24 protein-coding genes are annotated in these 26,482 nt (G+C 62.5%); 20 read left to right on the forward strand and 4 right to left on the reverse strand.

Features of this window, described 5'->3' with window-relative positions; all coding sequences use genetic code 11:
* The first annotated feature begins 20 nt into the window (after window positions 1-20).
* The 5 genes from NKH37_RS22080 to nadE all read left to right on the forward strand — a co-directional run bounded on the left by NKH37_RS22080 (window position 21) and on the right by nadE (window position 6,078).
* Entirely contained in the window at window positions 21-989 is a 969-nt protein-coding gene (locus tag NKH37_RS22080; protein ID WP_023716947.1) for an NAD-dependent epimerase/dehydratase family protein, read from the forward strand.
* A gap of 294 nt (window positions 990-1,283) precedes the next feature.
* Window positions 1,284-3,221, forward strand: coding sequence for an asparagine synthase (glutamine-hydrolyzing) (gene asnB, locus NKH37_RS22085; RefSeq protein WP_023716948.1), 1,938 nt, complete (start codon window positions 1,284-1,286; stop codon window positions 3,219-3,221).
* A gap of 19 nt (window positions 3,222-3,240) precedes the next feature.
* The gene (locus tag NKH37_RS22090; protein WP_156948004.1) at window positions 3,241-3,504 is read left to right on the forward strand and encodes an acyl carrier protein; all 264 of its coding nucleotides are present in this window, start codon (window positions 3,241-3,243) and stop codon (window positions 3,502-3,504) included.
* 22 nt (window positions 3,505-3,526) lie between these two features.
* Complete coding sequence (locus NKH37_RS22095; RefSeq protein WP_352483697.1) at window positions 3,527-5,074, forward strand: class I adenylate-forming enzyme family protein; 1,548 nt, start codon at window positions 3,527-3,529, stop codon at window positions 5,072-5,074.
* A complete protein-coding gene (nadE, locus tag NKH37_RS22100; RefSeq protein ID WP_352483696.1) occupies window positions 5,071-6,078 on the forward strand; it encodes an NAD(+) synthase in 1,008 nt (335 codons plus the stop codon). The genes NKH37_RS22095 and nadE overlap by 4 nt, the downstream gene beginning before the upstream one ends.
* 54 nt (window positions 6,079-6,132) lie before the next feature.
* Here the strand turns inward: nadE and NKH37_RS22105 are convergent, their stop codons facing one another.
* Window positions 6,133-7,248, reverse strand: a complete 1,116-nt coding sequence (locus NKH37_RS22105; protein ID WP_023716952.1) for a hypothetical protein — start codon at window positions 7,246-7,248, stop codon at window positions 6,133-6,135.
* A gap of 517 nt (window positions 7,249-7,765) precedes the next feature.
* Here NKH37_RS22105 and NKH37_RS22110 point away from each other — a divergent pair.
* The 13 genes from NKH37_RS22110 (at window position 7,766) to NKH37_RS22170 (ending at window position 21,741) form a co-directional block, all read left to right on the forward strand.
* Window positions 7,766-8,893: a transporter substrate-binding protein gene (locus tag NKH37_RS22110; RefSeq protein ID WP_023716954.1), complete on the forward strand. Its 1,128-nt coding sequence runs from the start codon at window positions 7,766-7,768 to the stop codon at window positions 8,891-8,893.
* Window positions 8,890-9,492, forward strand: coding sequence for an ANTAR domain-containing response regulator (locus tag NKH37_RS22115; protein WP_023716955.1), 603 nt, complete (start codon window positions 8,890-8,892; stop codon window positions 9,490-9,492). The genes NKH37_RS22110 and NKH37_RS22115 overlap by 4 nt, the downstream gene beginning before the upstream one ends.
* A gap of 19 nt (window positions 9,493-9,511) precedes the next feature.
* Complete coding sequence (locus NKH37_RS22120) at window positions 9,512-10,378, forward strand: ABC transporter permease (protein ID WP_198030455.1); 867 nt, start codon at window positions 9,512-9,514, stop codon at window positions 10,376-10,378.
* Window positions 10,375-11,295: an ABC transporter permease gene (locus NKH37_RS22125; protein WP_023716957.1), complete on the forward strand. Its 921-nt coding sequence runs from the start codon at window positions 10,375-10,377 to the stop codon at window positions 11,293-11,295. Before NKH37_RS22120 ends, NKH37_RS22125 begins: the two co-directional genes overlap by 4 nt.
* Before the next feature lie 32 nt (window positions 11,296-11,327).
* A complete protein-coding gene (locus NKH37_RS22130) occupies window positions 11,328-12,971 on the forward strand; it encodes an ABC transporter substrate-binding protein (RefSeq protein WP_023716958.1) in 1,644 nt (547 codons plus the stop codon).
* Complete coding sequence (locus NKH37_RS22135; protein ID WP_023716959.1) at window positions 12,961-13,905, forward strand: acetamidase/formamidase family protein; 945 nt, start codon at window positions 12,961-12,963, stop codon at window positions 13,903-13,905. Before NKH37_RS22130 ends, NKH37_RS22135 begins: the two co-directional genes overlap by 11 nt.
* Entirely contained in the window at window positions 13,902-15,698 is a 1,797-nt protein-coding gene (locus NKH37_RS22140; RefSeq protein WP_023716960.1) for an ABC transporter ATP-binding protein, read from the forward strand. Before NKH37_RS22135 ends, NKH37_RS22140 begins: the two co-directional genes overlap by 4 nt.
* Before the next feature lie 202 nt (window positions 15,699-15,900).
* Complete coding sequence (locus NKH37_RS22145; protein WP_353041344.1) at window positions 15,901-16,785, forward strand: dihydrodipicolinate synthase family protein; 885 nt, start codon at window positions 15,901-15,903, stop codon at window positions 16,783-16,785.
* A gap of 39 nt (window positions 16,786-16,824) precedes the next feature.
* A complete protein-coding gene (locus NKH37_RS22150; RefSeq protein WP_023716963.1) occupies window positions 16,825-17,484 on the forward strand; it encodes a GntR family transcriptional regulator in 660 nt (219 codons plus the stop codon).
* Window positions 17,485-17,545: 61 nt separating this feature from the next.
* Window positions 17,546-18,883, forward strand: a complete 1,338-nt coding sequence (locus NKH37_RS22155) for an extracellular solute-binding protein (RefSeq protein ID WP_023716964.1) — start codon at window positions 17,546-17,548, stop codon at window positions 18,881-18,883.
* Between the two features lie 35 nt (window positions 18,884-18,918).
* Window positions 18,919-19,821 (forward strand): carbohydrate ABC transporter permease, encoded by a 903-nt coding sequence (locus NKH37_RS22160; RefSeq protein WP_245274609.1) that lies wholly within the window; start codon window positions 18,919-18,921, stop codon window positions 19,819-19,821.
* Window positions 19,822-20,643 carry a carbohydrate ABC transporter permease gene (locus NKH37_RS22165; protein WP_023674179.1) on the forward strand — a complete coding sequence of 274 codons (822 nt, stop codon included), beginning with the start codon at window positions 19,822-19,824 and terminating at the stop codon, window positions 20,641-20,643.
* Window positions 20,644-20,682: 39 nt separating this feature from the next.
* Window positions 20,683-21,741: an ABC transporter ATP-binding protein gene (locus NKH37_RS22170; protein ID WP_023716965.1), complete on the forward strand. Its 1,059-nt coding sequence runs from the start codon at window positions 20,683-20,685 to the stop codon at window positions 21,739-21,741.
* A gap of 30 nt (window positions 21,742-21,771) precedes the next feature.
* Here NKH37_RS22170 and NKH37_RS22175 read toward each other — a convergent pair whose 3' ends face one another.
* Entirely contained in the window at window positions 21,772-22,845 is a 1,074-nt protein-coding gene (locus tag NKH37_RS22175; protein WP_502895933.1) for a Gfo/Idh/MocA family protein, read from the reverse strand.
* A 60-nt stretch (window positions 22,846-22,905) separates the two neighbouring features.
* Complete coding sequence (locus NKH37_RS22180) at window positions 22,906-23,562, reverse strand: GntR family transcriptional regulator (RefSeq protein ID WP_245278494.1); 657 nt, start codon at window positions 23,560-23,562, stop codon at window positions 22,906-22,908.
* A gap of 224 nt (window positions 23,563-23,786) precedes the next feature.
* Between NKH37_RS22180 and NKH37_RS22185 the strand changes: the two genes are divergently transcribed.
* Together NKH37_RS22185 and NKH37_RS22190 are read left to right on the forward strand one after the other, a co-directional pair.
* Complete coding sequence (locus NKH37_RS22185; protein ID WP_023716968.1) at window positions 23,787-24,944, forward strand: LLM class flavin-dependent oxidoreductase; 1,158 nt, start codon at window positions 23,787-23,789, stop codon at window positions 24,942-24,944.
* On the forward strand, window positions 24,944-25,426 hold the full coding sequence (locus tag NKH37_RS22190; RefSeq protein WP_023716969.1) for a flavin reductase family protein: 483 nt from the start codon (window positions 24,944-24,946) through the stop codon (window positions 25,424-25,426). The genes NKH37_RS22185 and NKH37_RS22190 overlap by 1 nt, the downstream gene beginning before the upstream one ends.
* On the opposite strand, the gene NKH37_RS22195 is transcribed toward NKH37_RS22190, so the two are convergent.
* Window positions 25,411-26,478: a LacI family DNA-binding transcriptional regulator gene (locus NKH37_RS22195; protein ID WP_023716970.1), complete on the reverse strand. Its 1,068-nt coding sequence runs from the start codon at window positions 26,476-26,478 to the stop codon at window positions 25,411-25,413. The two genes, NKH37_RS22190 and NKH37_RS22195, sit on opposite strands and share 16 nt — an antisense overlap.
* Window positions 26,479-26,482 lie beyond the last annotated feature (4 nt).

A 26,482-nucleotide genomic window follows, 5' to 3' on the forward strand; every position in this document is an offset into this window, starting at 1 on the left:
TGTGCGCGTGGAGAAGCTTGTTGCCTATACTTGTCACCGGAGCCGCGGGGTTCATTGGCAGTCATGTTTGCCACCATCTGCTCAACCGGGGAGAAGCGGTCGTCGGCGTCGACAACATGAACGACTATTACGACCTGGCGCTCAAAAAGGGGCGGCTTGCCCGCCTTCTGCCCCGTAAGGATTTTTCGTTCCACCAGATCGATATTGCCGAACAGGGCGCGCTTGCGGCCGCTTTGGCCGGGAAAGGCATCGTCAGGATCGTGCATCTCGCAGCGCAGGCCGGCGTGCGTCACTCACTCGACAATCCACGGCTCTATATCCGTTCCAATGTCATGGGCCACCTCGAAGTGCTCGAATTCTGTCGCGCCGAACCGGCATTCGAGCATCTGGTCTATGCCTCGTCGAGCTCGGTCTATGGTGGCAACCGCAGCGTGCCGTTCAGCGAGGCCGATCAGGTCGACAAGCCCGTTTCGCTTTACGCCGCCACCAAGAAAACCGATGAGTTGATGAGCCATACCTACGCCCATCTGTTCGGCATACCGCAGACCGGCCTGCGGTTTTTCACGGTCTACGGTCCGTGGGGCCGTCCTGACATGGCCTATTGGATGTTCAGCAAGGCGATGCTCGAGGGCAAGCCGATCCGGGTCTTCAACAATGGCGAAATGTGGCGCGATTTCACCTACATAGACGATGTTGTGAAGGCGGTTGTCGCTGTGCTCGACAAGCCCCCCACGGACGTTCCGCCGAACAGGCTTTACAATGTCGGCAACAACCGGCCGGTGCGGCTGGGCGACTTCATCGACATTCTGGAAAGATTGCTCGAGGTCAAGGCAATCCGCCACAACGAGCCGATGCAGGCGAGCGACGTCGAGAAGACTTATGCCGACATGACCGCGCTGGAGCGGGATTTCGGCTTCAGGCCTAGCGTTTCGATAGAGGACGGGCTGAAGAAGTTTGTCGATTGGTACCGGCCGTACTCGAAGCAGTAATTTGCACTGCTCGCCGTGACGTCTTCTATCTCGATGCGAACCGGTATCACTGGCATTCGGCCCAAAACCGCAACTGATCCGGCGCGAAGCTTTGAAGAACCTGGCCGATGGTGCTCGTGCGACAGTAGCTCACCATCAAGCGTGACCTGGAGTGGGTACAAGTCGGACTGCAAAAAGCATCGTACTGTCCTAACATCCTGTTAACCACATGCTCGCTGAAAAGTATCTGATTAACCTTTGAGGCGCTTATGAACGCTATGTTCTGTGGCTTGCTGTTCAGTATGAGCTGTGTAGATGTGCGGATTCGGGGGCTATTTCGGTTCAGTCCGGGATGCGGAAGCTTTGCTTGCGCGCATGACGTCTGCGATCGCCCATCGCGGGCCGGATGAACAAGGGAAATTCGTAGCGCCCGAAGCTGGACTTGGGCATGCGCGGCTGTCGGTGATCGGGATTGGTGATGGCCAGCAACCGATGTCCGACGAGACCGGCAATTTGACGATTGCGTTCAACGGCGAGATTTTCAATTACGTGGAATTGCGCGAAGGACTGCTGGCCAAGGGCCGACGCTTCCGCACGTCGAGCGACACAGAAGTTCTCCTGCAGCTGTATGACGAGATGGGCGAGGACTGCCTGTCGCTCCTGAACGGTGATTTCGCCTTCGCGATATGGGATAATCGGCGTCGGCGGATGGTGCTTGCAAGAGACCGCATGGGTGTTCGGCCGCTGTTCTACACCAGCAGGGACGGGGTGCTCTACTTTGCGTCGGAGATAAAAGCCCTGCTGAAGGTGCCCGGCGTCTCGGCCGAAATCGATCAGATCGCACTCGACCAGATCTTTACGCTGTGGGCGCCGATCGCTCCACGCACGGCTTTCCGCAACATCCACGAGCTGGAGCCGGGAAGCGTGATGATCGCGACACTGGGGCAAGTCACGGTCAAACCATATTGGCACCTAGACTACCCGTATCTCGACGCGCCATCAAAAATTAGCAATGAGGACGATGCGGCCGAAGAACTGCAGGCCCTTTTGACCGACGCGGTGAGGCTTCGCATGCGCGCCGACGTTCCGGTCGGTTCTTACCTTTCGGGCGGGCTCGATTCATCCCTCGTTTCGGCAATCGCGGCCGGCATGACTCCTCTTAAGCTGCAGACATTTTCCGTGACGTTCGACAGCGCCGAGCATGACGAAAGCGCCTTTCAGACCGAAATGGCGTTGGCGCTTGGCACCTATCATCGAACCATCGCCTGCCGTGCCGGCGATATCGCCGGTGTGTTTCCCGAAGTCATCCGCTTTGCCGAACGGCCGATCATCCGCACCGCCCCCGCCCCCCTCTATCAACTGTCCGGCCTCGTTCGCCAGGCCGGTTTGAAAGTGGTGCTGACAGGCGAAGGCGCCGACGAGGTCTTTGCCGGCTATGATGTCTTCAAGGAAGCGCGGGTTCGCCGTTTCTGCGGACGACAGCCGGCATCGCGCAGCAGGCCACAGCTGTTCCGCAAGCTTTATCCCTATCTGCCGGGGCTGCAACAGCAGTCCGTGGAGTACCTGGCTGCGTTCTTCGGCACCGGCAGCGCTGCCCTGGACGATCCGCTGTTCTCGCATCGGCCGCGTTTCAAGACCACATCAGCGGCGAAGATGTTCTTTTCCGGTGACCTGCGCGCGACATTGAAGGGCTATGACGCAGCCGAGGAACTGGCCAGCCGGTTGCCTGAGGCGTTTTCCCGGTGGCATCCGCTGCATCAGGGGCAATATCTCGAAACCCGCTTTCTCCTGCCGGGCTACATCCTCTCGAGCCAGGGCGACCGGATGGCCATGGCGCACGGTATTGAAGGGCGTTTCCCCTTCCTCGATCATCGTTTGGTGGAGTTTGCAGCAAGACTTCCGCCGGAAATGAAGCTGAAGGGACTGGTGGAAAAACACATACTGCGCAAAGTTGCCAAGCACTTGCTCCCGACGGCCATCGGGGAGCGCACCAAACAGCCTTACCGGGCGCCGGAAGCCCGCTCCTTCGTTGGAGCCGGAGAACTGGACTACGTGCGCGACTCGCTCAGCGAGGCGAGCATCGCCGCCGGAGGACTATTCAACGCCAAGGCGGTGGCGAACCTGCACGAGAAATGCCGCTTGCAGCCAGCGTCCGGGTTCCGCGACAATGCTGCCTTCGTCGGCATTTTGTCGACCCAACTGTGGCAGAAGATTTTCACCGGCCAAAAGGTCGGTACAGCACGAGCGGCCTGAGAAATCGAGGGAAGAAAACATCATGGTAACAATCAAGGACAAGGTCAAAACCTTTATCGTCGACAACTTCCTGTTCGGCGACTCGTCCTACGAGCTTGCAGACACGGCATCACTGATCGAGAACGACATCATCGACTCGACGGCCGTGCTGGAACTCGTAGCTTTCATTGAGGATGATTTCGGCATCGCGATGGTCGATACCGACATCGTACCGGCCAATCTGGATTCGATTGACCGTATCTCCGCCTTCATCAAGGCGAAAGCAGAAGCGCTGGCAGCGTAGGCGCAATTGGCGAGGAGCGTCCGTGCGGATCGAACATTTTCTGGCTGCCAAGGCCGCTGCCCATCCAGCCAAAACGGCATTGATCACCGAGCACAAAAGGCTGTGTTACGAAGAGCTGGACGATCTCTCAAGCCGCCTGGCCGCCGCCCTTTTCACGAATGGCGTCAGGCGCGACGACCGCGTCCTGATCTTCATGGACAATTGCTGGGAGGCTGCGGTTTCGATTTTCGCAGTTCTTAAGGCAGGCGCGACTTTCAGTCCGATCAACGCATCTACCAAGGCCGAAAAGCTTGCCTACATCATCGCCGATTGCGACGCAGCTGCGATCCTTACGCAAGCAAAACTGATGCCCTTGGTCGCCGAGGCGTCCGGATCCTCCGGCAAGACCGGCATCTTCGTGGCTTCCACCCTTGGTGCGGATAACCAATGCCCGGCAGGCGCCACATCCCTGGCGGATTGCTTGACGTTCCAAGCCAGGGAGATTGACCACCGGGGCATTGACGTCGATCTTGCGATGTTGATCTACACCTCGGGCTCGACCGGCCGGCCCAAGGGCGTGATGATGACGCACCGCAATTGCGACGCGGCGGCCGACTCAATCACCACCTATCTGCGCAATTCGCCGGACGACATCATCTTGAATGTTCTGCCCCTGGCTTTCGACTACGGGCTCTATCAGTTGCTGATGGCTGTCAGGCTCGGCGCCACGCTCGTGCTCGAGAAGTCCTTCGCTTTTCCCCAGGCGGTCTTTGAACGTATCCGCCAGGAAGGCGTCACCGGTCTTCCGCTCGTGCCCACGATGGCAGCGATGATCCTGCAGATGCGTGACCTGGCGCCGGGCTTCCTGCCCAGCCTTCGCTATATTTCCAACACGGCGGCTGCCTTGCCGCCGGCTCACATAGAACGCCTGCGGTTTCTTTTCCCCGATGTCAGGCTCTATTCGATGTATGGCCTGACGGAATGCAAGCGCTGCACCTATCTGCCACCCGAGGAACTCGACCACCGGCCGGGGTCGGTCGGGATAGCCATTCCGAACACCGAGGCCTTTGTCGTCGACGACTACGGGCAACGAGTGCCGCCGGGCGTAGCAGGTGAGTTGGTCATTCGCGGGCCGCACGTCATGCAGGGTTATTGGCGAAACGAAGCTGCGACGGCACAAGCCCTTCGCCCAGGTCCGAATCCTTGGGAGATGGTTCTCTACACCGGCGATCTGTTCCGGGCCGATGAGGAAGGTTTTCTTTATTTCGTCGGCCGCAAGGACGACATCATAAAGTCGCGGGGCGAGAAAGTCGCGCCCAAGGAAGTGGAAGCCGTGCTTCACGCGCATCCGGGCATCGCGGAAGCAGTGGTTGTCGGTGTGCCGGATCCCGTGCTCGGGCATGCGATCGGTGCACTCATCGTACGGTCTGACCCGGCGCTTAGCGAAAAGGATATCATTCGTCATTGTGCACGCCACCTTGAGGACTTTATGGTCCCCAGGGTCATCGAGTTCCGCCGGGAACTGCCGAAGACCGATACCGGCAAGGTCAGTCGTCGGCTTGCGGCAGAAACAATGGAGGCCGCTCAATGAATGTTCGCCCCGCCAAGGACGCGCGGACCTTTCTGGCGCAGGCTCTGGCGATCGACCTGGCCGCCGAAACGGACCGTGTCGTAACGGCTTTGCGCCAGCAGTTGCGCGGGTTTCGCAAGCGGGGCCTTGTGCTCGGTCTTTCGGGCGGGATCGATTCGAGCGTGTCGGTCGCGTTGGCCGCGCGAGCCGTCGGACCGCGGAATGTGCTTTGCCTGTTCATGCCGGAAAGCGATTCCGATCCCGAAAGTCTGCGGCTCGGCCGCCTCGTCGCCGAAACGTTTGGCGTCGAGGCTATCGTAGAGGATATCGGGCCGACCCTGAGCGCGATGGGCTGCTACCAGCGTCGCGACGCCTTTATCCGCGAATTGGTCCCGGAATACGCCGAAGGCTGGGCCTCGAAGATCGTGATCGCGAACGCCCTCGAGGGCAAGGGCTACAATATCTCATCCCTGGTGGTGCAGGATCCGGAAGGCAAGCAGACGAAACTGAGAATGCCGTTGCCTGTCTATCTTGGTATCGTCGCCGCCACCAACATGAAACAGCGCACCCGCAAGCAGATCGAATACTATCACGCCGACCGCTTGAACTTCGCCGTCCTTGGAACGCCGAACCGGCTGGAATACGATCAGGGTTTCTTCGTGAAGAACGGTGACGGCGCAGCGGACGTCAAGCCGATCGCGCACCTCTATAAAACGCAGGTCTATGCGCTGGCGGCCCATCTCGGTGTTCCGGAGGAAATCCGGAACCGGCCGCCGACCACCGATACCTACTCGCTGGCGCAGACCCAGGAGGAGTTCTACTTCTCGCTTCCTTATGACCGTATGGATATTTGCCTTTACGGCCTCAACAACGGCGTGGCGGCTGAGCTGGTGGGGCAGGCGGCGGGGTTGGCCGCCTCACAAGTGGAACGCGTCTGGGCCGATATCATCGCCAAACGCAAGGCGACGCGTTATCTGCACCAGCGTCCGCAACTCGTTGATGAAGTCGAGGAAATCGGCACCTGAACCGCCTCGAAACCGGGCCACGGATGGGCGGTTCGATTTGAACGTGTCCCGACTCTAGCTGAAACGGCTCCCGATCAGCCGGCTCCACTGCTCGCCCGCAAGACCGTTCAGGAAGACTTGCGAGTTCTTCATGGCGTCCAACAGCTCTGGATCACGTGAATGCACCACCGTTGAGGCAACGGTCAGGAAAGCGATGCGTCGTCCAAGCATCGCCTCCAGAAGTGCAGGTTGAACACGTCCGCGCAGGCCGCTGACGCCGCGCGCGGCGGCATGATCGATAAGGCAGTCTATCACCGAGCCCGCCTGGCCGGGGAGGGCGAGGATCTGCAGCACGCGACCAATTTGATACTTCCGTGCGTAATAGGCGAAAGCGCCGACATTGTTGCCGACTGGCGATGTCACGCAACCGAAGACAAGCTCGCCTAAATCCGGCTTCTGTGCCGCATCGGTCAGGATGTGGTCGAGTTGGCCTTCCGTCCAATCCGGGCGCAGGGCGAATTGAGCGGTAAACGGCTCGATGAGCTTGGCAAATGTGTGGCTGTCGATTTCGGATATCCGAAATGCTCCGTGGCCTGCCCCTTCCACCGCCACACCTGACCAGCGTCGTTCGCTGGGCGTCATCCTCCTGCAATAAAATCGGTCGACGGCACGCGCCAACGGATTGAGCATTCGGGCAAGCGTCAGGCGATTGGCGGAAAGGCTGAGCATGAAGGCCGCGGGGCGCATCACGCGGACCCAGTCAAGGCTGTATTGCGGCAGGACCGCGCCGCGCAGCCGGGTCCACAATTTCACGGAGATATCGTTGGCCGTCTCGCTGAAGGAGATGTCCTGCGGACCATCAAGGTATGCTTTCAGCAAGCGAGCGCCGGCCAGCGGATCGTGCTCATGGTCCTTGACCATGAGCGAGCTACAGATGGCGGCGCGTAGTTGTCGGCCGTTGAACGTCATCGGCAGCACGTGGACACCGACAAATCCGGAGACGCGACCGGCGTCGTTGACATGGACAAGCGACCGGAGGTCGCCGCCGCAACCGGGCGCATCCAGATAAAACCGTCTCATGTATTCGACGAGAGAGGCCGGCGCTTTCGTCCCTTCCTTCAGCAGCACGCGCTGAAACATGTCCGCGACTGCCGGGAGGTCGGCGCCTTGCAAGGCGCGAATGATGCTCAAGCCCGGCTCCCGGCACCGAAGTCCCGTCCGCCGAGCTTCCGGGCCAAGGCGACACGAGGCACGAGAACATCGGACGCGAGTTCCAACTCGACGCCCATGAAGCCGTGCAACCTCGACCAGTTGCGGTCGCCCCGGTGACTGAACGGAGTGCTGAATTGCTGCGGCAAGGTGGACCCTTTGCTTGACCGACGAAAACCGGCGTCATTGCTGCTAGCAGATTCAGGTAAACCGATATTAAAGTCGTTGCTTTGAATGGTAGCGAACCAGGTTGTCCGGCCTCATACCTGGACATCAGTAATTTTGGTTCCCGGCGGACTCTACACGACCAGCGGCATGAGTTGCGTGCTCCGCGTCGAACCGTTTCGGCTGGCCAAAGTTTCGTGTGGCGGCTCTTGACTGGGGGCGCGGGCGTAATACGGTGAGACAAATACCGGCTCTGGCCGCCGGGCGGCAAGAATGCCTCGTATGCCTCGCCTTGCGGCGGTGGCTGCGGGGCATTGTCATTTTGAGGCTTTGCTTGAAACGGCATATCGAGATCGGCATTCTCTATTCGCGGTCCGGCAACTACCGGCTGGTGTCCGAATCCTGCCGTGCGGGCGCGATGAACGCCATCGCCGACGTCAACGCCGATCCCGTTGTCCCCTTCGAATTCATCCCGGTCGAGCGCGACCCGCAGGGCAACATCGATCGGTATGCAAGCGGCTGCGCGGACATTCTCGCCAACAGCGGCGCGCGTCACATCATTGGCTGCGTCACCTCGTGGAGCCGCAAGGAGGTCATTCCAATCCTGGAAAGGGCAGGCGGCACGCTGTGGTATGCCTGCCCGTACGAGGGCTTCGAAGCCAATGAGCATGTCGTCTACACCCACGCCTGCCCCAATCAGCATCTCGTACCGCTACTTGCCTATGTCGTGCCTCGTTTCGGCGCCGACGGCTTCCTGCTCGGTTCCAACTACATCTGGGGTTGGGAGACCAACCGTGTGGCGCGCGACCTGATTGCGGACGCCGGCGGCAAGGTGCTGGGCGAACGCTATCTGCCGCTTGGCGAGGTCGATGTTGCGAGGCTGATCGCGGAGGTACAGGCGACGAGACCTGATTTCATTCTGAACAATCTCATCGGCCCTTCTTCCTATGCGTTTATCGCCGCCTATGCCGAGCTTGGCCGGCGCGACCCGCATTTCAGGCCGGAGCGTTGCCCGATCCTGTCCTGCAATCTCACGGAATGCGAATTGCCGGCGCTCAACGGGGCAGGGGATGGTCATCTTTCCGTTGGGCCCTATTTTCACGACACCTCGGGGGCGGATCGCGGAGCGGCTTCAGTGTCTTCCGTCATGCCTGCCTCATCCTTCGAGGCGGCGGCTTATGCCTCGGTGCGCACGCTCGCCGAGATCCTCACCCGCAACCCCGGTGCACAATGGACGGACCTGCCCAAGGTCTTTGCCGGAACATCATTTCGAACACCGCTGGGCGACATCGCCATCGATCCGCAAACCCAGCACGCTACCTTGCCGGTGCAGATCGGACGTATCGATGGGACATCGTTCAAAACGGTCACGCTGACGAAGGGCGTGGCACCCGATCCCTACCTTTCCCGCTATGACCGGACGGAGACGTTCGGGCGGCCACGCCTGCGGGTGGTGTCGTGAGCAAGATGGCGCGTATCCCGAACCTTGGAGGCGCCAGGGCTTTTGTCCTGCATCGTCCACATCCGACCGTGCAGGCGATCACAAGGCAATTGTCGGCCATCGGCCTTGAGGCGATTGGCTTCTGGCCGGAACTGCCGGCCGAAGCCTTGGCGGCGGACTTCGTTTTCTTCGACGTAGACCTCGGCTTTGACGAGCAATTTCCGTGGAAGCCGGGCGAGGCACCGATGCCGCTGATAGCGCTGATCGGCTCCGAGGCGCCGGGGCGTGTCGAATGGGCACTGTCGCACAAGGCCGATGCCCAATTGCTGAAACCGGTCGGCAACGCCGGCGTCTATAGCGCGCTTTTGATCGCAAGGCAGAGTTTCGAGGCGCGCAAGCTTCTGGCCAGCGAGATCGCCTCGCTTCGTCAGCGGGTCGCGGAGCGCCAGACCATCGTACGCGCGGTGGAGGTCTTGTCGAAGGGCGCCGAGGACGGCCGTGCCTATGCGCAGCTCCGCTCGCTGGCGATGAGCTGGCAAATCAGCGTCGAGGACGCCGCGCGCAGGATCGTGGCGATGACACAAGAAGAAGGCGACGATGACCAATCCGATCGCGCCTGAGCTTTCAGCCGCCGGGCGTATGCCAGCCAAGCCTCGCGCCGGCGTCTGGCGACGTCTGCTAAAACGGCCTCTCGCATTGCTCGGCCTCTGGATTATTGCCCTTGTCTTGGCCGGCGCCATTCTTGCACCGTGGCTGACAGGCTACGATCCGAACGAGCAGATGTTTGACGGGCTCACGCTTGAAGGCGCGCCACTGCCGCCGGGAGCCCAATTCTGGCTAGGCACCGACCTGCTTGGCCGCGACCTGCTGACCCGTCTTCTCTTCGGCGCGCGCACGTCGCTGATCATCGGCATCGTCGCCAATGGCGTGGCGCTTCTGATCGGCACGCTGGTCGGCATCACGGCCGGCTATTTCCGCGGCTGGATCGGCAGCGCGCTTATGCGCTTCACCGATTTGATGATGGCTTTCCCGGCGCTGCTGCTCGCCATCTGCCTGGCGGCGGTGCTCCAGCCGAGCCTGTGGATCGTCGCTATGGTGATCGCATTGGTGAACTGGGTGCAGACCGCCCGCGTCATCTACACCGAGACAAGTTCGCTCGCCGAGCGCGAGTTCATCGATGCCGAGCGCACCATCGGCGCAAGCGCCCCACGCATCCTGTTTCGTCATATCCTGCCGCACCTTTTGCCGACGATCATCGTCTGGGGCACGCTCGGCATCTCGACCACTGTGCTTCTGGAAGCGACGCTCAGCTATCTCGGTATCGGCGTGCAACCGCCGACTGCTTCCTGGGGCAACATCATCTTCGAAAACCAGACCTATTTCCAGGCAGCGCCCTGGCTGGTTTTCTTTCCGGGTGCGGCGATCCTGGCGCTGGCGTTGGCCTTTAACCTGGTCGGCGATGCGCTGCGCGACATCCTCGATCCGACGCAAAGGGGGCGGGCATGATCGCCTATCTCGGCCGCCGCGTTGTCCAGGCCGTGCTCATCTTGCTCGGCGTCTCTCTGATCACCTTTGCGCTGCTCTATCTGCTGCCCGCCGATCCCGTCCGCCAGATCGCCGGCCGCAGCGCCACGCCCGAGACGGTCGAGAACATCCGCCGGCAGCTCGGCCTCGACCAGCCCTTTGTCGTCCAGTATTGGCACTATCTGATCAGCCTGCTCAGCGGCGATCTGGGGCGCTCCTACATTCAGCGCTCGGAGGTCACGGAGCTTATCGTCTCGCGTCTGCCGGCAAGCCTGCTGCTGATGGTCGGCGCCATTGCTTGCGAAGTCGTGATCGGGCTGACGATGGGCCTCATCGCCGCCGTCAAGCGTGGCACCGCCACCGACCAGTCGCTGATGGTCGCCTCCTTCGTCGGTGTTTCGGCGCCGCAATTCGTCGTGGGCCTGCTGCTGCTTTATGTATTCGCGGTGCGGCTCGGCTGGTTCCCGATCGGCGGTTACGGCGCCTGGCGCCATCTGGTGCTGCCATCGCTGACCATGGGAATTCTCGGCGCCGGCTGGTACGCCCGCATGATGCGCTCGTCGATGATCGACGTGCTGCGCCAGGATTACGTGCGTACCGCGCGTGCCAAGGGTCTTGCACGCAGCGCCATTATCTTCCGGCACGCGCTGCCCAACGCCATCCTGCCGGTCATTGCCATGATCGGCATCGACATCGGCATCTTCATGGGCGGCATCGTGGTTGTCGAAAGCGTGTTCGGCTGGCCAGGCATCGGCCAGCTAGCCTGGCAGGCCATTCAGCGCATCGACATTCCGATCATCATGGGGGTCACCCTGGTTTCGGCCTTTGCCATCGTGCTCGGCAATCTCCTGGCCGACACTGTCGCACCGTTCATCGATCCACGCATCAAGCTCAGATGAAAACCAAGAACACCAGAGAAAGGGAACATGACATGAGAAAATATCTGATATCGACCGTGGCGGCATCGGCGCTTGCGCTGGTGCTTGGCATGACGAGCGTACGCGCCGAAGACGCCGTCGATCCGAATGCCAAGCAGGGCGGCGCGATCACCATCACCTACAAGGACGACGTCGCTACGCTCGATCCGGCCATCGGCTATGACTGGCAGAACTGGTCGATGATCAAGAGCCTGTTCGACGGGCTGATGGACTACGAGCCGGGCACCACCAACCTGCGGCCCGACCTTGCCGAGAGCTACGAGATTGCGCCCGACGGCAAGACCTTCACCTTCAAGCTGCGCCAAGGAGTGAAGTTCCACAATGGCCGCGAGATGACCGCCGACGACGTGAAATATTCTCTCGACCGGGTCACCAATCCAAAGACACAGAGCCCTGGTGCCGGCTTCTTCGGGTCGATCAAAGGCTATGACGATGTCGCTGCCGGCAAGGCGGAAAGCCTGGCCGGCATAACCGTCGGCGATCCCTACACGATCAAGTTCGAGCTGACCCGGCCCGACGCCACCTTCCTGCATGTCATGGCGATCAACTTCTCGCACGTCGTGCCGAAGGAAGAGGTCGAAAAATACGGCGCGGACTTCGGCAAGCACCCGGTCGGAACCGGCGCCTTCAAGCTCGCCGAATGGACGCTCGGCCAGCGCGTGGTCTTCGAGCGCAACCCGGACTACTGGCACAAGGACCTGCCGCATCTCGACAAGATCACCTTTGAGATCGGCCAGGAGCCGATAGTGGCGCTGCTGCGGCTGCAGAAAGGCGAGATCGACGTTCCCGGCGACGGCATTCCGCCAGCGAAATTCCAGGAGGTGATGGCCGATCCCGAGCAGAAGGCCCGTGTCGTCGAGGGCGGCCAGTTGCACACCGGCTATATCACCATGAATACCACCATGGCGCCGTTCGACAATGTGAAGGTGCGGCAGGCGGTCAACATGGCGATCAACAAGGACCGCATCGTCCAACTGATCAACAACCGTGCGGTGCCGGCCAATCAGCCATTGCCGCCGTCGATGCCTGGCTACGACAAAGAATTCAAGGGCTATTCCTATGACGTAGCCAAGGCCAAGGCCTTGCTTGCCGAGGCGGGGCATCCCGGTGGTTTTGACACGCAGCTGTTTGCCATGAATACCGATCCCAACCCGCGTATCGCGCAGGCCATCCAGCAGGATCTGGCGGCCGTCGGCATTAAGGCCAGCATCCAGTCGCTCGCCCAGGCCAACGTCATCGCCGCCGGCGGCGACAAGGCCGGTGCGCCGATGATCTGGTCCGGCGGCATGGCCTGGATCGCCGACTTCCCCGATCCGTCGAACTTCTACGGCCCGATCCTTGGCTGCGCTGGTGCCGTCCCGGGCGGCTGGAACTGGTCGTGGTATTGCAACAAGGAGCTCGACGCCAAGGCGGCCGAAGCCGACTCCATCGTCGACCCGGCCAAGGCTGGCGAACGCGCCAAGATGTGGAGCGAGATCTACGGCAAGATCATGGAAGACGCGCCCTGGGCACCGGTGTTCAACGAGCAGCGTTTCACCATGAAATCAACCCGCATGGGTGGCGCGGACAACCTCTATGTCGACCCGGTCCACATCCCGATCAACTACGACAATGTGTATGTGACCGATGTGCAATAACTGCGACTACACCATCCACGGGCGCCACCATCATTTCGGCTGGGACAATTCCTTTGTCCCGGCCGAACGGGTGGCGCCAGGGTCGACGATCGAGTTCCAGTGCCTGGACTCGTCCGGCGGGCAGCTGACGATGGAGAGCACCGTTGACGACGTTGCTTTGCTCGATTTTGCCAAGGTGAACCCGGTCACTGGGCCAATCTATGTCGACGGGGCAGAGCCGGGCGATGCCCTGAAAATCACCATCGAGGCGTTCAAGCCGTCCGGCTTCGGTTGGACAGCGAATATCCCGGGATTCGGTCTGTTGGCGGATGACTTCACTCAACCGGCACTGAATATCTGGAAGTACGACGCCGCCTCGCTCGAACCCGCGCTGTTCGGCAAGAGCGGCCGGGTGCCGCTCAAGCCCTTCGCCGGCACCATCGGCAATGCCCCGGCTGAGCCGGGTCTGCATTCGGTGGTCCCGCCGCGGCGCGTGGGCGGCAATATGGACATCCGTGATCTCGCTGCCGGCACGGTGCTCTACCTGCCCGTAGAGGTCGCGGGAGCGTTGTTCTCGGTCGGTGACACGCACGCCGCGCAAGGCGACGGCGAGGTCTGCGGCACGGCGATCGAGAGCCCCATGGACGCCGTGCTGACGCTCGATCTGGTCAAGGATGCCCGGCTGCGGACGCCGCGTTTCACGACGCCCGGTCCGGTGTCGCGACATCTCGACGCCAAGGGCTATGAGGTGACAACCGGTATCGGGCCGGATCTGATGGACGGCGCCAGGAGCGCCGTCTCGCAGATGATCGACCTGCTCTCCGGCCGCTACCGCATGGATCCGGTAGACGCCTATATGCTCGTGTCGGTTTGCGGCGACCTGCGCATCAGCGAGATCGTCGACATGCCCAACTGGGTGGTTTCTTTCTACTTCCCCCGCTGCGTCTTTGAATGAAGGTGGAGGACATCAAACGATCCGGGCAGGCCGCCGCGGAGAGTGGCTCTGTCAGGCCGGTACTCAGCGTCTCAGGTCTGAGCGTCGCCGTGCGCGGCGAAGAGGGCGACCGCGACGTCGTTTCCGACCTGACATTCGACCTGATGCGCGGCGAAACGCTTTGCATCGCCGGCGAGTCCGGTTCCGGCAAGTCGATGACGGCGCTGGCCATCATGGGCTTGCTGCCGCAGCCGGCGGCACGCATCAGATCAGGCTCCATCCGGCTCGGCGATCAGGATCTCGCGGCTCTTAGCGAGAGTGGTATGCGCCGCATCCGCGGCGACCGCATTGCCATGATCTTTCAGGAACCGATGACATCGCTCAATCCGGTTCTTTCCATCGGCCGGCAGCTCACGGAGGCGATCGAGGCACACGCCTCGCTGTCGCGCTCCAACTCGCGGCTGAGGGCGCTCGAGGCGCTGAAGGCAGTCCGAATTCCGGATGCCGAACGGCGGCTCGAGCACTATCCGCACGAACTCTCAGGCGGCATGCGCCAGCGTGTGATGATTGCCATGGCTCTGGCCCTGAACCCGGATGTGCTGATCGCCGATGAACCGACGACCGCCCTCGACGTCACCGTTCAGGGCGAGGTGCTGGAGTTGCTGCGTGACCTGCAGCGCGAGCACGGCACCAGCGTTATCCTGATCACGCACGACATGGGTGTCGTCGCCGAGATGGCGGACCGCGTTATCATCATGCGCGATGGCCGGATGGTCGAGCAGGGCAGCGCGACCGACATCTTCACCCGCCCGCAGGCAGATTATACGCGCGAGCTTCTGGCCGCCGTGCCACGCATCGGCGGTGGACGGCCGGCCGAAGACCGACAAGACGCCGCCCACATGCCGGCCGAGCTTGTATCCGTCAGCGATCTTCACGTCCGCTTCGACCTGCGCGGCGGCTTCTTCGGTCGCGTTGACCGCAGGGTGCACGCAGTCGAGGGCGTCAGTTTCTCGATCGCGCCGCACGAAACGCTGTCGCTGGTCGGCGAATCGGGCTGCGGCAAGTCGACGACGGCCAAGGCGATCGCCGGGCTGGTGCCCTACACCGGCAGCATTTCAATCGGCAGCCACGACTTGTCGGCGCTCAGCCGCAAGGAGCGCAAGGCTGTACGCCGCAATGTGCAGATGATCTTTCAGGATCCCTTCGCGTCCCTCGACCCGCGCATGCGAGTAGGCGATCTCGTCGCCGAGCCTCTGCTGATCCACGGCCTCGGCGACAAAGAGCAACGGCACGCCCAGATCGCCGCACTGTTCGAACGCGTCGGCCTCTCCGCTGACCAGATGGAGCGCTATCCCCACGAATTCTCCGGCGGGCAGCGCCAGCGAATCTGCGTTGCACGGGCGCTGGCGCTGCGACCAAAGCTGATCATTGCCGACGAGAGCGTCTCTGCTCTCGATGTGTCGGTGCAGGCGCGCGTGTTAAGATTGCTGAAGGAACTGCAGCGCGAATTCGGCGTCGCATATCTCTTCATCTCGCACGACATGGCGGTGGTAGAGAACATCTCCGATCGCGTGGCGGTAATGTATCTGGGGCAGATCGTCGAGATGGGCACCCGCGACCAGATCTTCTCCAACCCGCGCCATCCTTACACAAAGCGGCTGATCGAAGCCGTTCCGGTTCCCGATCCAGGCCGGCGCCGCGCCCGGTTCGCCCGTTTGGACAGCGAAATTCCAAGCGCTGTGCGGCGCATCGGTGACGAGCCCCGGAAACTCAAGCTTGAAGATGTTGGCGACGGCCACCTCGTCGCCACTTGATCAGCTTAGGCCGCCTCGTCCAGCCAATCCGCAGACGCTCGGGGACAGCAGCATATGTGATGCTCGGGCGGCAGGATGTGATCGGTGATGGCGCTGCCGCGGCAGCGCCAATCGGCGATGCCGAGTTGGCAAGATCGCCAGTTTACATCTGACATGTTAGCGTGCTAACGCTACGTGCACATTGATTTCAACGGAGATCGCATTGGCTTCCCACTTTGGTCTTTCGGTTGCCTTAGCCACACCCTTCGACCCGTCGGGGCAGATAGCGCTCGCGCCGATGATCGCGCACGCCCGAGCCTGCCTTGGCGCCGGCTGCAGCAGCGCGACGCTGTTCGGCACCACCGGGGAAGGAGCCTCGGTGGGCACCGACGAGCGGCGGATCGTCACCGAAGCCATGTTGGCGGCCGGTATACCGGCACATCAGCTCGTCGCCGGCGTGCTGGTCGATGCAATCGAAGATGCCGCCGATCAGGCTCGGCACGCTTTGCAGCGCGGCGTTCGCAACATTCTGCTCGCTCCGCCGAGCTACTTCAAGAATGTCGGCGAGAACGGGCTGTTCGGATGGTTTTCCGCCGTCTTCGCCGCACTCGGCCCGCTGGCGCGTGATGTGCTCCTCTATAACATCCCCTCTGTCACCATGGTGCCGCTCCCGCTTGGGCTGATCGGCCGGTTGCGCGCCGCCTTTCCCGCTGTGGTGGCCGGGGTGAAGGATTCCGGCGGGGACTGGAGCTACAGTGAGGCGCTGCTTGAAGCGCATGGCGATCTGGTGATCCTGATCGGCGACGAACGGCATCTGGCGAGAAGCGTGCGCCGCGGCGGACAGGGTGCGATTTCCGGCATGGCTAATTTTGTTACCGGCGAAATCCTCGCAATGGTCGAAGACGGCCGCGACGACCCACGCGTCGAGGACTTCGTGCTCGAATTGCTCAAATACCCGGTCACACCGGCGGTGAAGGTCATGGTCGCGCGCACGACCGGCGACGAGCGCTGGCTGGCGGTCCGCCCGCCCCTGGAGGCGATCGGCCCACAAGGACGGCGGCAGCTTGCCGCGGCCTACGACAGGCTGTTTGCGACAGAGGCGGCCTGACCGACAAGGCCGGGCTGGCCGACAAGGAAGCGAGCTGAAGTGGAAGACGGCAGCGAACCGATCACTCTCCGGGAGAAAGCCTATGCCAGCTTCACGCGGCATTTGCTGGCCCGTGATCTGCGGCCGGGGCAGTTCGTGTCACAGCGCGAACTGGTCGCTTTCACCGGGCTGCCGCTGGGCGCTATTCGCGAGATCGTCCCGCGTCTCGAGGCCGAGGGATTGCTGACCACCATCCCGCAGCGCGGCATGCAAATCGCGCACATCGACATCAATCTGATCCGCGAGGCCTTTCAGTTTCGGCTATTCATGGAACGCGAGGCGGTGGCGCTATTCACGGCCAGCGCTTCAGATGCCGAACTTGCCCGCATGCGGCGCGAACACGAGGAGATGCTGGCTCAAGCTCTGGGGCAGGCGCCGACGCCGGAAATGGAAGCCAAGGCCCAGACCATCGACTGGGCCATGCACGATACCTTTATCAATGCGCTGGGCAACGAGATCATCGCCAAGGCCTATCTGGTCAACTCGGTGAAAATCCGGCTGATCCACCAGGAGCGTTTCCGCATCGACGGTCGCGTGGTGCCGGTGATGCGCGAACATTTGGCGGTCATCGAAGCCATGGAGAGCCGCAATTCGCAAAAGGCGGTTGAAGCGATCAGTCTGCATATCGACAATGCGCGCCGGCTGGCGCTCCAGATCTGAGGAAATATAGCCGCGCCGCGGTTCGCGGCGCATCCACAACGACAGCAACCGGGAGGAAGAAATGTCGTCCAATCTGTTCAACCCAACCAGGAGGCAACTCCTTGCCGGAACCGCGGCGCTCACCGCCGCCGGCCTTGTGGGGCTCCGCCCTAGCTTTGCCGCAGGCGTCGACTGGAAACGCTTTGCCGGGACGACGCTTGACGTCAATCTGGTGAAAAGCCCGCGCAGCGACACCATCCTGAAATATCTCGCCGAGTTCGAGGAACTGACCGGCATCAAGGTCAATGCCGAGGCCACGCCCGAGCAGCAGCAGCGCCAGAAGACGGTGATCGAATTGAGCTCGGGCAAGCCCAGCTTCGACGTCGTGCATCTGAGCTACCACGTGCAAAAGCGCCAGTTCGAGAAAGGTGGCTGGCTGGCTGACATCGCCGGCTACCTCGCCGACCCGTCGCTCACCGACCCGGGGTTGGTCGAAAGCGACTTCGCCGAGGCCGGCATGCTGTTTGCCAAGGACGGCCAGGGCGTGCTGCGCTCGCTACCCTTCTCGGTGGACTACTGGATACTCTATTGGAACAAGGAGCTGTTCGAGGCCAAGGGCCTCAAATACCCCGAGACCTTCGAGCAACTGGTGGCCGCCGCCGAAGCGCTGACCGACCCGTCGACCAATACATACGGCTTCGTCGCCCGCGGGCTCAAGAACGCAAATACGCCGGTGTGGACATCGCTGATGCTCGGCTACGACATGACGCCGCTCGACGACAAGGGCAAGCTGCGCACCGAGGCTCCCGAGGCGATCGAGGCTGCCGCGCTCTATCAAAGATTGATGACCAAGTCCGCCCCTCCGGGCGTCACCGGGTTCAATTGGGCCGAAGCACAGTCTGCCTTCCTGCAAGGCAAGATCGGCATGTGGCTCGACGGCGTGGGTTTTGCCCCGCCGATGGAAAACCCGGAAAAATCGAGGGTGGTCGGCAAGGTCGGCTACGGCGTCATGCCCAAGGGTCCCAAGGCGCATGCCTCGGGCACCTTTGGCGACGGGATTGGCGTTACCGCCGCCAGCGAGAAGAAGGAGGCCGCCTATCTGTTCTGCCAGTGGGCGGTATCGCCAGCCATGGGCGCGAGGCTGTTGCAGGCCGGCGCCGGCGTTCCGTTCCGCAAATCCGTGCTGGAGGATCCCAAGGTGCGCGAAGGCGTCACTATGCCGGCAAGCTGGCTTGATGCCGTGATCGGCTCAGGCAATATCAGCCGGCTGGCGCTGCCGGTCATCATTCCCGTCACCGAATTCCGCGACATCTATGGCGTGGCGCTGACCAACATGATTGCCGGCGCCGATCCCGCCGCCGAGCTGAAGAAGGCCACCGAGCAGTTCCAGCCGGTTCTCGACAGGAGCGAGCAGGGCTGATGTCGGCCACCACCCCAGAACAGACCGGGGTGACGATGCCGGTTATCGACGGGAGCCAGACGATCCGGCTGGCTCCCAACTACTGGCCTTTCGTTGTCCCCGCACTCGTCGTCGTTGGCGCCGTCATCGTTTTTCCTTGGGCTTTCACGCTGTGGATGAGCGTCAACCGCTGGACGCTCGGCCAGTCGCGGAGCTTTGCCGGGATGGAAAACTACCTCCGCCTGGCAAGCGACCCACGTTTCTGGGAATCCCTTGTTCATACGTTGACCTACACCTTCCTCTCGGTTGCAGCGCCGATGCTCCTGGGCACCCTGGCCGCCCTGATCTTCGACGCCAGGTTTCCGCTGCGCGGTCTGCTGCGCGGCGTCTTCGTCATGCCGATGATGGCGACGCCCGTTGCTGTGGCACTGGTTTGGACCATGATGTTCCATCCTCAGCTCGGCGTACTCAACTACTTGCTGTCGCTGGTCGGCATCCCGGCTCAGGAATGGATATTCAATGCCAACACGGTCATCCCGTCGCTGGTTGCGGTCGAGACCTGGCAGTGGACGCCGCTGGTCATGCTGATTGTGCTGGGTGGGCTGGCTTCGGTGCCGCGCGAGCCCTTCGAAAGCGCCGAGATCGACGGCGCCAATGCCTGGCAGCAATTCCGCTATCTCACTTTGCCGATGATCGCACCGTTCCTGATGATCGCGGTCATCATCCGCACCATCGATGCGCTGAAGAGCTTCGACATCATCTACGCGATGACCCAGGGCGGGCCGGGCACGGCCTCGGAAACCATCAACATCTATCTCTACAACACCGCCTTCTCCTACTACGATATCGGTTACGGTTCGGCCATGGCCGTGGTGTTCTTCATTGTCATCGTGGCCCTGTCTTTTGTCCTGCTGATGCTGCGCCAACGCTCGCAGTGGATCGATACGGAGGGCAAATAGATGAGTTCACGGCTGCTCAACCAGATCGGTCTGTTTTTCGCTGCCCTGGTTTTCGTCTCGCCGGCGATCCTGTTCTTCCTCTGGATGATCTCGCTGTCGCTGAAGTTCGAAATCGACAACGGTGCCTATCCGCCGATCCTGATCCCCGAACGTTTCGCCTGGTCGAACTATGTAAAGGTGTTCGAGGAGAACAATTTCCTGCTCTATCTCTGGAATTCGGTTCTGGTGACCGGCACGGCGACCTTGCTGGCGCTGCTGATCGGCGTACCGGCCGGCTATGGCATCGCGCGGCTCAAGGCCGAGCGATCCGCCGTCGTCATCATGATCGCCCGCATGACGCCTGGGCTATCCTATCTCATCCCGCTGTTTCTGCTGTTCCAATGGATCGGGATTCTCGGCACGCTCTGGCCGCAGATCATCATCCACCTGGTGGTGACGGTGCCGATCGTGGTCTGGGTGATGATCGGCTATTTCGAGACCACGCCGATGGAACTGGAAGAGGCAGCCAATATCGACGGCGCCAGCTCCTGGCAGGTTTTCCGGCTGGTTGCCCTGCCCATCGCCAAGCCGGGCATCGTCGTCGCCTTCATCCTGTCCGTGATCTTCTCGTGGAACAATTTCGTCTTCGGCGTGGTGCTCGCCAGCCGGGAGACGCGCACATTGCCGGTCGCCGTCTACAACATGCTGTCCTACGAGCAGGTCAGCTGGGGGCCGCTCGCCGCGGCGGCGCTGGTGGTGACGCTGCCGGTGCTGATCCTGACCATGTTCGCGCAAAGGCAGATCGTCGCGGGGTTGACCGCCGGCGCCGTCAAGGGCGGCTGAGGCGCGTCCGGACATCACTTTTTTTCCAGGAAAGATCCAATGGCATCGGTAACGATCAACAACGTGCAGAAGGCCTTCGGGGCCACCAAGATTATTCACGACGTCAGTGTCGATATCGCCGACGGCGAGTTCGTCATCCTGGTCGGCCCGTCGGGATGCGGAAAGTCGACGCTGCTGCGCATGATTGCCGGACTTGAAACGATCTCGGGCGGGAGGATCGCAATCGGCGAGCGCATGGTCAACAATCTGCGGGCGCGAGACCGGAACATCGCGATGGTGTTCCAGAACTATGCGCTCTATCCGCATATGACTGTGGCCGACAATATGGGCTTTGCCCTGAAGATCAAGAAAGCCGACCCGGCCGACACCGCTGGCCGGGTCCGGAAGGCAGCCGGCATTCTTGGCCTGGAAAAGCTGCTTGACCGCTATCCGCGCCAGCTTTCCGGCGGCCAACGCCAGCGCGTCGCCATGGGCCGCGCGATCGTACGCGACCCGCAGGTTTTTCTGTTCGACGAGCCGCTCTCCAACCTCGACGCCAAGTTGCGCGTCCAGATGCGCGGCGAGATCAAGGCCCTGCACCAGCGGCTGGGTACCACGACGATCTATGTCACGCACGACCAGATCGAGGCCATGACCATGGCCGACAAGATCGTCGTGCTGCATGACGGCCTGGTCGAGCAGATCGGCGCGCCGCTTGACCTCTACGACCATCCCGCCAATCTCTTCGTTGCCGGTTTCATCGGCTCGCCCGCGATGAACTTCATCGCCGGCCGCATCGAGGAGGGCGTGTTCCGCAGCGCCGGCGGGTTGATCCTGCCGTTGCCGGAAGGCACCCAGCCGGCGGATGCCGCAGGACGTGAACTCGTCTACGGCATTCGCCCGGAACATATCCGGGCAACCGGGCAGGGCATGCCGGGCACGGTCACTCTTCTCGAGGCGACTGGCTCCGAAATCTTCGCCAGGGTCGACTGCTCCGGTGAAGAAATCTCCTGCCTCTTCCGAGAGCGGCTTGCGCTCAAGCAAGGCGAAGGGGTGCGGATCGAGATCGACCGCGCATGTGCGCATCTGTTCGACGCAGCAACCGGTCGGCGCATCTGACCCTATGGTCTGGTGAATGCGTGGTCGGCCTCAGGTCGGCAACGCGAATTCAACGGCAAGTTCGATGGCGCGGCCTTCGCGGGCCGATCTCTGGGCGGCGAGACCCATGACGACGGCCCACCAGCCGTCTTGCAAGGTCACTTCCACTTTGCCTTGTCCGCGCACCGCAGCGGTGAAGCGGACATGCTCGAAATAGGTCGAACCGTTATGGTCGCCTGCCTCGAGCAGCCGGGGGTCGACGGGAATCTCCAGCAGGCGTGGTCCAGGCGGATTGCGCGGGCTGACGATCAACTGGGGCACTGGCGCAGGGCCAAGGTGGGTCGGCCAGAAGCGACCGGGACCCGGCACCAGACATTCGATCTTTCCGTCGCCGCCGACAGCGCAGAGTTCCTCCTGGTAGCGGCTGCCCTCGGCGAACATGCAGAGTTCCAGCATGGCGCGCGCACCGCTCGCGAAATCAACCAGCACATAGCCATGGTCAAGGATATCCGGCCTCTCACCGCCGTAGCGTTCGTCGAGATGGTTTACGGCCTGTCCAGCGCTCGCCATCACGCGGACGGGGTCGGATCCGAGGATCAGCCGCATCAGGTCGAAGAAGTGGCAGCACTTCTCGACGAATGTGCCGCCGGTGTTGCGGTTGAAGCGGTTCCAGTCGCCGACCTTGGCCAGAAACGGGAAGCGGTGCTCGCGGACCGTCAGCATGCGGATGCCGCCGGTGGCGTGGCGGGCCTGCTCGACGAATGCGGCGACGGGCGGCATATAGCGGTATTCCATGGCCACCCAGACGAGCGGAAGCCGAGCTTTCAGCGCCGCGATCCGCCCCTCGCCACCGGCGTCGGTGAAGAGCGGCTTTTCCACCAGCACCGGCAGTGGTCGAAGTGCGGCGATCTGCTCCATCTGACCGAGGTGCTGGTGGTTGGGGCTGGCAATCAAGACGCAGTCTACCTCGTCCATGGCCAGCAGTTCGGCGATCGATGCCGCCGATCGCGCGCCCGACGCCGTCGCCAGCGACGCCGCCAACATGCCGGGGTCCGGCTCGAAGATCGCGGCCACATGCGCGTCGGGCAACAGAGCGATGTTGCGGATGTGCTCGCGGCCCATCATGCCGCAGCCGATGATGCCGTAGCCGATCGATGATCTGGTCACGCTGCGACTTCCTCCGGCCTATCTGAAACGCGTGACGTAGCGCGCCGCGCCCGGATCGAACCAGCTGCGGGAATATTCCGCGCTGGCGCCGTCGCCAGCCCAGGCGATACGTTCAATGAAACCCACGACCGTCCCCGGCGGTGGCCTGAACTCGAGCGGGACCCAGTCCGGCGCGGGTGCGACGGCAACATGGTCTTCGGCCCGAACGATCGTAAAGCCGAGCGCGAGCCGGTAGTGGAGATAGAGGGATTCCGACAGGTCCTCGCGCTTGAGCCGCTCGGCGCGGCTGACGTCGAGCCAGATCTCCTCGACCGCGGCCGGCTCGCCGTCGAGCCGCCGCAGCCGGCGTATACGGTGGGCTTCGCCGGCGCTGCCGAATTGCGGCAGGTCGGCGGGCTTGGGCAGCCGCTCGACGGACAGCACGTCGGCGCTCGGCAGGCCGCCACCGCCGATGCGCTCCAGGCGAAAGAAGGCATAGATCCCGAGCAAGTCGCCGCGCGCTCGCACATAGTTACCCGAGCCCTGGATGCGATCGAGAAGGCCCTTTTCGGTCAAATCTGCCAGCGCGCGCCTGAGCGTGCCGACGGCAATCCCGAGGCTCGCGGCCATCTCGCGCTCGGGCGGCAGCCGCGCCCCGTCGGGCAGCCGTCCGGCCGCGATTTCGCGGATCAGCATTTCGCTGGTCTGCAAGTGCACAGGCAAGGGCCCGCGCATCTGGCTGGATCGGTGGCCTGGGTCCGCCCTTGTCAAATGCATCGGTGTTCCAATCGCATCTCGGTTTCGGGTTTGGCTCCAAAATTGATACAGTATTGATCTACACAGAAACGAATGCTACGCAAGCCCTATTCGCAGCTCCGGACGTCATTGAGTGGCCCGGACGTCTTTTCTGAAGAGTGGCAATGAGCATCGTCCCAATCACCTCGCCGGATCTCGATGCTGCCGAAGTCTCGTGGTTCGCCGCACTCTGCTCGGACGACTATCGATATCTCGGCGTGCCGGACGGCGCACTGCGCTCGGGCTGGGCGCATTGCTCCGAGATCGTGAAGACGTCCGAGGCACTCGGTTTCCGCAACATCTTGTGTCCGTCGTCCTATCAGGTCGGCCAGGACACGCTGAGCTTCGTTGCCGGCTGCGCGCCGATCACGTCGAAGATCAATCTGCTTGCCGCTGTGCGCTGCGGCGAGATGCAGCCGATCATGCTGGCGCGCACGATTGCGACGCTGGACCACATGCTGGAAGGCCGGCTGACGGTGAACGTCATTTCGTCGGACTTTCCGGGCGAGACAGCCGACAGCGCCTACCGCTATCAGCGTTCCCGCGAGGTGGTGCAGATCCTGCGCCAGGCCTGGACCAGGGACAGCATCGATTTCGAGGGCGAGGTCTATCGCTACAAAGGGCTCTCGACGGCGCCGGCGAAGCCCTATCAGCAGAATGGCGGCCCGCTGCTCTATTTCGGCGGTTATTCGCCCGACGCGCTCGAGCTTTGCGCCGAACAGTGCGACGTCTACCTGATGTGGCCGGAAACCAAGGAGGAGCTTGCCGGCCGCATGAGAGCAGTCCACGAGCGCGCCGAGCGTCATGGGCGGACGCTCGACTACGGCCTGCGCGTCCACATGATCGTGCGCGATACCGAGGCAGAGGCAAAGGAATATGCCCGGGAGCTGGTTTCGAGGCTGGACGACGAGCAGGGCAGGGCGATCCGCGAGCGCGCGCTCGACGCCCGATCGCTCGGCGTATCGCACCAGGCCAGGAACCGCCAGATCGCCGATGCCGAAGGCTATGTCGAGCCGCATCTGTGGACGGGGGTCGGGCGGGCGCGCTCTGGCTGCGGCGCGGCGCTGGTGGGCTCGACCGATCAGGTTCTGTCGGAAATCGAGGCGTATATGAAGATGGGGATCCGCGCCTTCATTTTTTCCGGCTACCCCCATCTCGACGAGGCGCGTCATTTCGGCACCAAGGTCCTGCCCCAGCTCAAGACATGCTCGCTCCCGCACGCCTATGGCCGGGTGCCCGAACGGATCCCGGCGACACCACTGGGAACGGGGGAGCGCCGCTGATGGAGCATGTCGTGTGCGATCCAGGCCTTTTGCGCAATGCCTTCGGGCGTTTCGCCACCGGCGTCACGGTCGTCACCACCGGCACGGCCGACGGCCCGGTCGCAATCACCGCCAACAGCTTCTCATCCGTGTCGCTCGACCCGCCGCTGGTGCTCTGGTCTATCGGCCGCCACTCGCGCCGGTTCGAAGCCTTCGCCAATTCCGCGCACTACGCCATTCACGTGCTGGCGGAAGATCAAATCGATCTGTGCTGGCGTTTTTCGAAGTCGGGGACGGACTTTGCCGATCTTGACCTGTCATGGAGCGAGCACGGCGTGCCATTGCTGCCGCGCGCGCTGGCGCGGTTCGAATGCAGCGTCGCCGACCGCTTTCCGGCTGGCGACCATATGATCCTGCTTGGACGTGTCCTTGAACTGGAGACGCAAGAGGGGTTGCCGTTGCTCTTTGCTGGCGGCAAGTCGCGCGCTCAAGAGGCCAGCTGATGATCGCCGGCGCCGCTCCGGGCTGGTGCCGTCGACTGGCGCACCACGAGATTGCAGGCAAGTTCGACGCGACGCGGCGGCGACCCCGAATGGGCCATGTCGTCGAGCAGCAGGCTAAGCGCCGCCGATCCGATCTCGCGCATGGGAATGTGCATCGCCGTCAGCGGCGGGTTGCAGAAGGCAGCGAGCGGCAAGTCGTCCATGCCGACCACGGACACATCGCCAGGCACCGAATATCCGGCCTCCTGGACGCCGGCGATGGCACCAAACGCCAGGCTGTCGCCGGCCGTCAGCACGGCGGTGAAATCGAGGCCGCGGGCCGCGATGCGCTCGGTCACGGCCCTGCTCGCAAGTTCCGGCAGCCAGTCCTGCACCTCGACCACGAAGTCGTCGAAGCCGACAATGCCGGCCGTGATCAGCGCGTCGCGCCAACCTTCGTAGCGCCGCTCGATCGTGCGCCGCCCACGCCGCATCAGGAACAGGATGCGGCGGTGGCCGAGGCCGATCAGATGCTGCGCGGCAAGCATGGCGGCAGAGCGATTGCAGGGCGTCACGCTCGAATGGCGCATCGAGGGATCGTCGCCGTTGACGAGCACGATCGGCTTGGCGAAGCCGGCTGTCAGCGTCAGCACGTCATCGTCGTCCAGCGTCAGAAACAGGCAGCCGGCGACGCTGTCGTCGTGCTCGGATTCACGCAGCAGCGCGATTTCGTCCTCGGGCGCCGAAACCGGCCGGGTCACCAGTTCGACGCCCAGCAACCGGGCGCGCTCGTTGAGCCCGTCAAGGACATGGTAGGTGAACTGATTGCGGGCACTGTCCACCATTGCCACGCTGCTTGCGGCCAGGATGACCTTGCGGCCGGCAACCGAGGCGGGAATGGCATAGTTCATCGACTTCGCCGTTTCGATGATCCTGGTGCGAAGCTCGTCCCTCACCCCGCCGACACCGCTTAGCGCACGGGAGGCGGTGCTGACCGACACGCCGCAACGCGCCGCGATCTCTTCAAGTCGAATGCGGCGGCTGGGGCGGCCGCGCTTGCCTTGGATATTCATCGCT

It is taken from the genome of Mesorhizobium sp. M1217, assembly GCF_040318275.1.
Lineage (GTDB): Bacteria > Pseudomonadota > Alphaproteobacteria > Rhizobiales > Rhizobiaceae > Mesorhizobium.

Excerpts from the sequence above, each read along its gene's own strand:
- asnB (WP_023716948.1), top strand. The coding sequence starts at position 1,284 with ATGTGCGGATTCGGGGGCTATTTCGGTTCAGTCCGGGATGCGGAAGCT.
- nadE (WP_352483696.1), top strand. The coding sequence starts at position 5,071 with ATGAATGTTCGCCCCGCCAAGGACGCGCGGACCTTTCTGGCGCAGGCT.
- NKH37_RS22120 (WP_198030455.1), top strand. The coding sequence starts at position 9,512 with ATGCCAGCCAAGCCTCGCGCCGGCGTCTGGCGACGTCTGCTAAAACGG.
- NKH37_RS22125 (WP_023716957.1), top strand. The coding sequence starts at position 10,375 with ATGATCGCCTATCTCGGCCGCCGCGTTGTCCAGGCCGTGCTCATCTTG.
- NKH37_RS22130 (WP_023716958.1), top strand. The coding sequence starts at position 11,328 with ATGAGAAAATATCTGATATCGACCGTGGCGGCATCGGCGCTTGCGCTG.
- NKH37_RS22135 (WP_023716959.1), top strand. The coding sequence starts at position 12,961 with ATGTGCAATAACTGCGACTACACCATCCACGGGCGCCACCATCATTTC.
- NKH37_RS22140 (WP_023716960.1), top strand. The coding sequence starts at position 13,902 with ATGAAGGTGGAGGACATCAAACGATCCGGGCAGGCCGCCGCGGAGAGT.
- NKH37_RS22155 (WP_023716964.1), top strand. The coding sequence starts at position 17,546 with ATGTCGTCCAATCTGTTCAACCCAACCAGGAGGCAACTCCTTGCCGGA.
- NKH37_RS22160 (WP_245274609.1), top strand. The coding sequence starts at position 18,919 with ATGCCGGTTATCGACGGGAGCCAGACGATCCGGCTGGCTCCCAACTAC.
- NKH37_RS22165 (WP_023674179.1), top strand. The coding sequence starts at position 19,822 with ATGAGTTCACGGCTGCTCAACCAGATCGGTCTGTTTTTCGCTGCCCTG.
- NKH37_RS22170 (WP_023716965.1), top strand. The coding sequence starts at position 20,683 with ATGGCATCGGTAACGATCAACAACGTGCAGAAGGCCTTCGGGGCCACC.
- NKH37_RS22175 (WP_502895933.1), bottom strand. The coding sequence starts at position 22,845 with ATGATGGGCCGCGAGCACATCCGCAACATCGCTCTGTTGCCCGACGCG.
- NKH37_RS22180 (WP_245278494.1), bottom strand. The coding sequence starts at position 23,562 with ATGCTGATCCGCGAAATCGCGGCCGGACGGCTGCCCGACGGGGCGCGG.
- NKH37_RS22185 (WP_023716968.1), top strand. The coding sequence starts at position 23,787 with ATGAGCATCGTCCCAATCACCTCGCCGGATCTCGATGCTGCCGAAGTC.
- NKH37_RS22190 (WP_023716969.1), top strand. The coding sequence starts at position 24,944 with ATGGAGCATGTCGTGTGCGATCCAGGCCTTTTGCGCAATGCCTTCGGG.
- NKH37_RS22195 (WP_023716970.1), bottom strand. The coding sequence starts at position 26,478 with ATGAATATCCAAGGCAAGCGCGGCCGCCCCAGCCGCCGCATTCGACTT.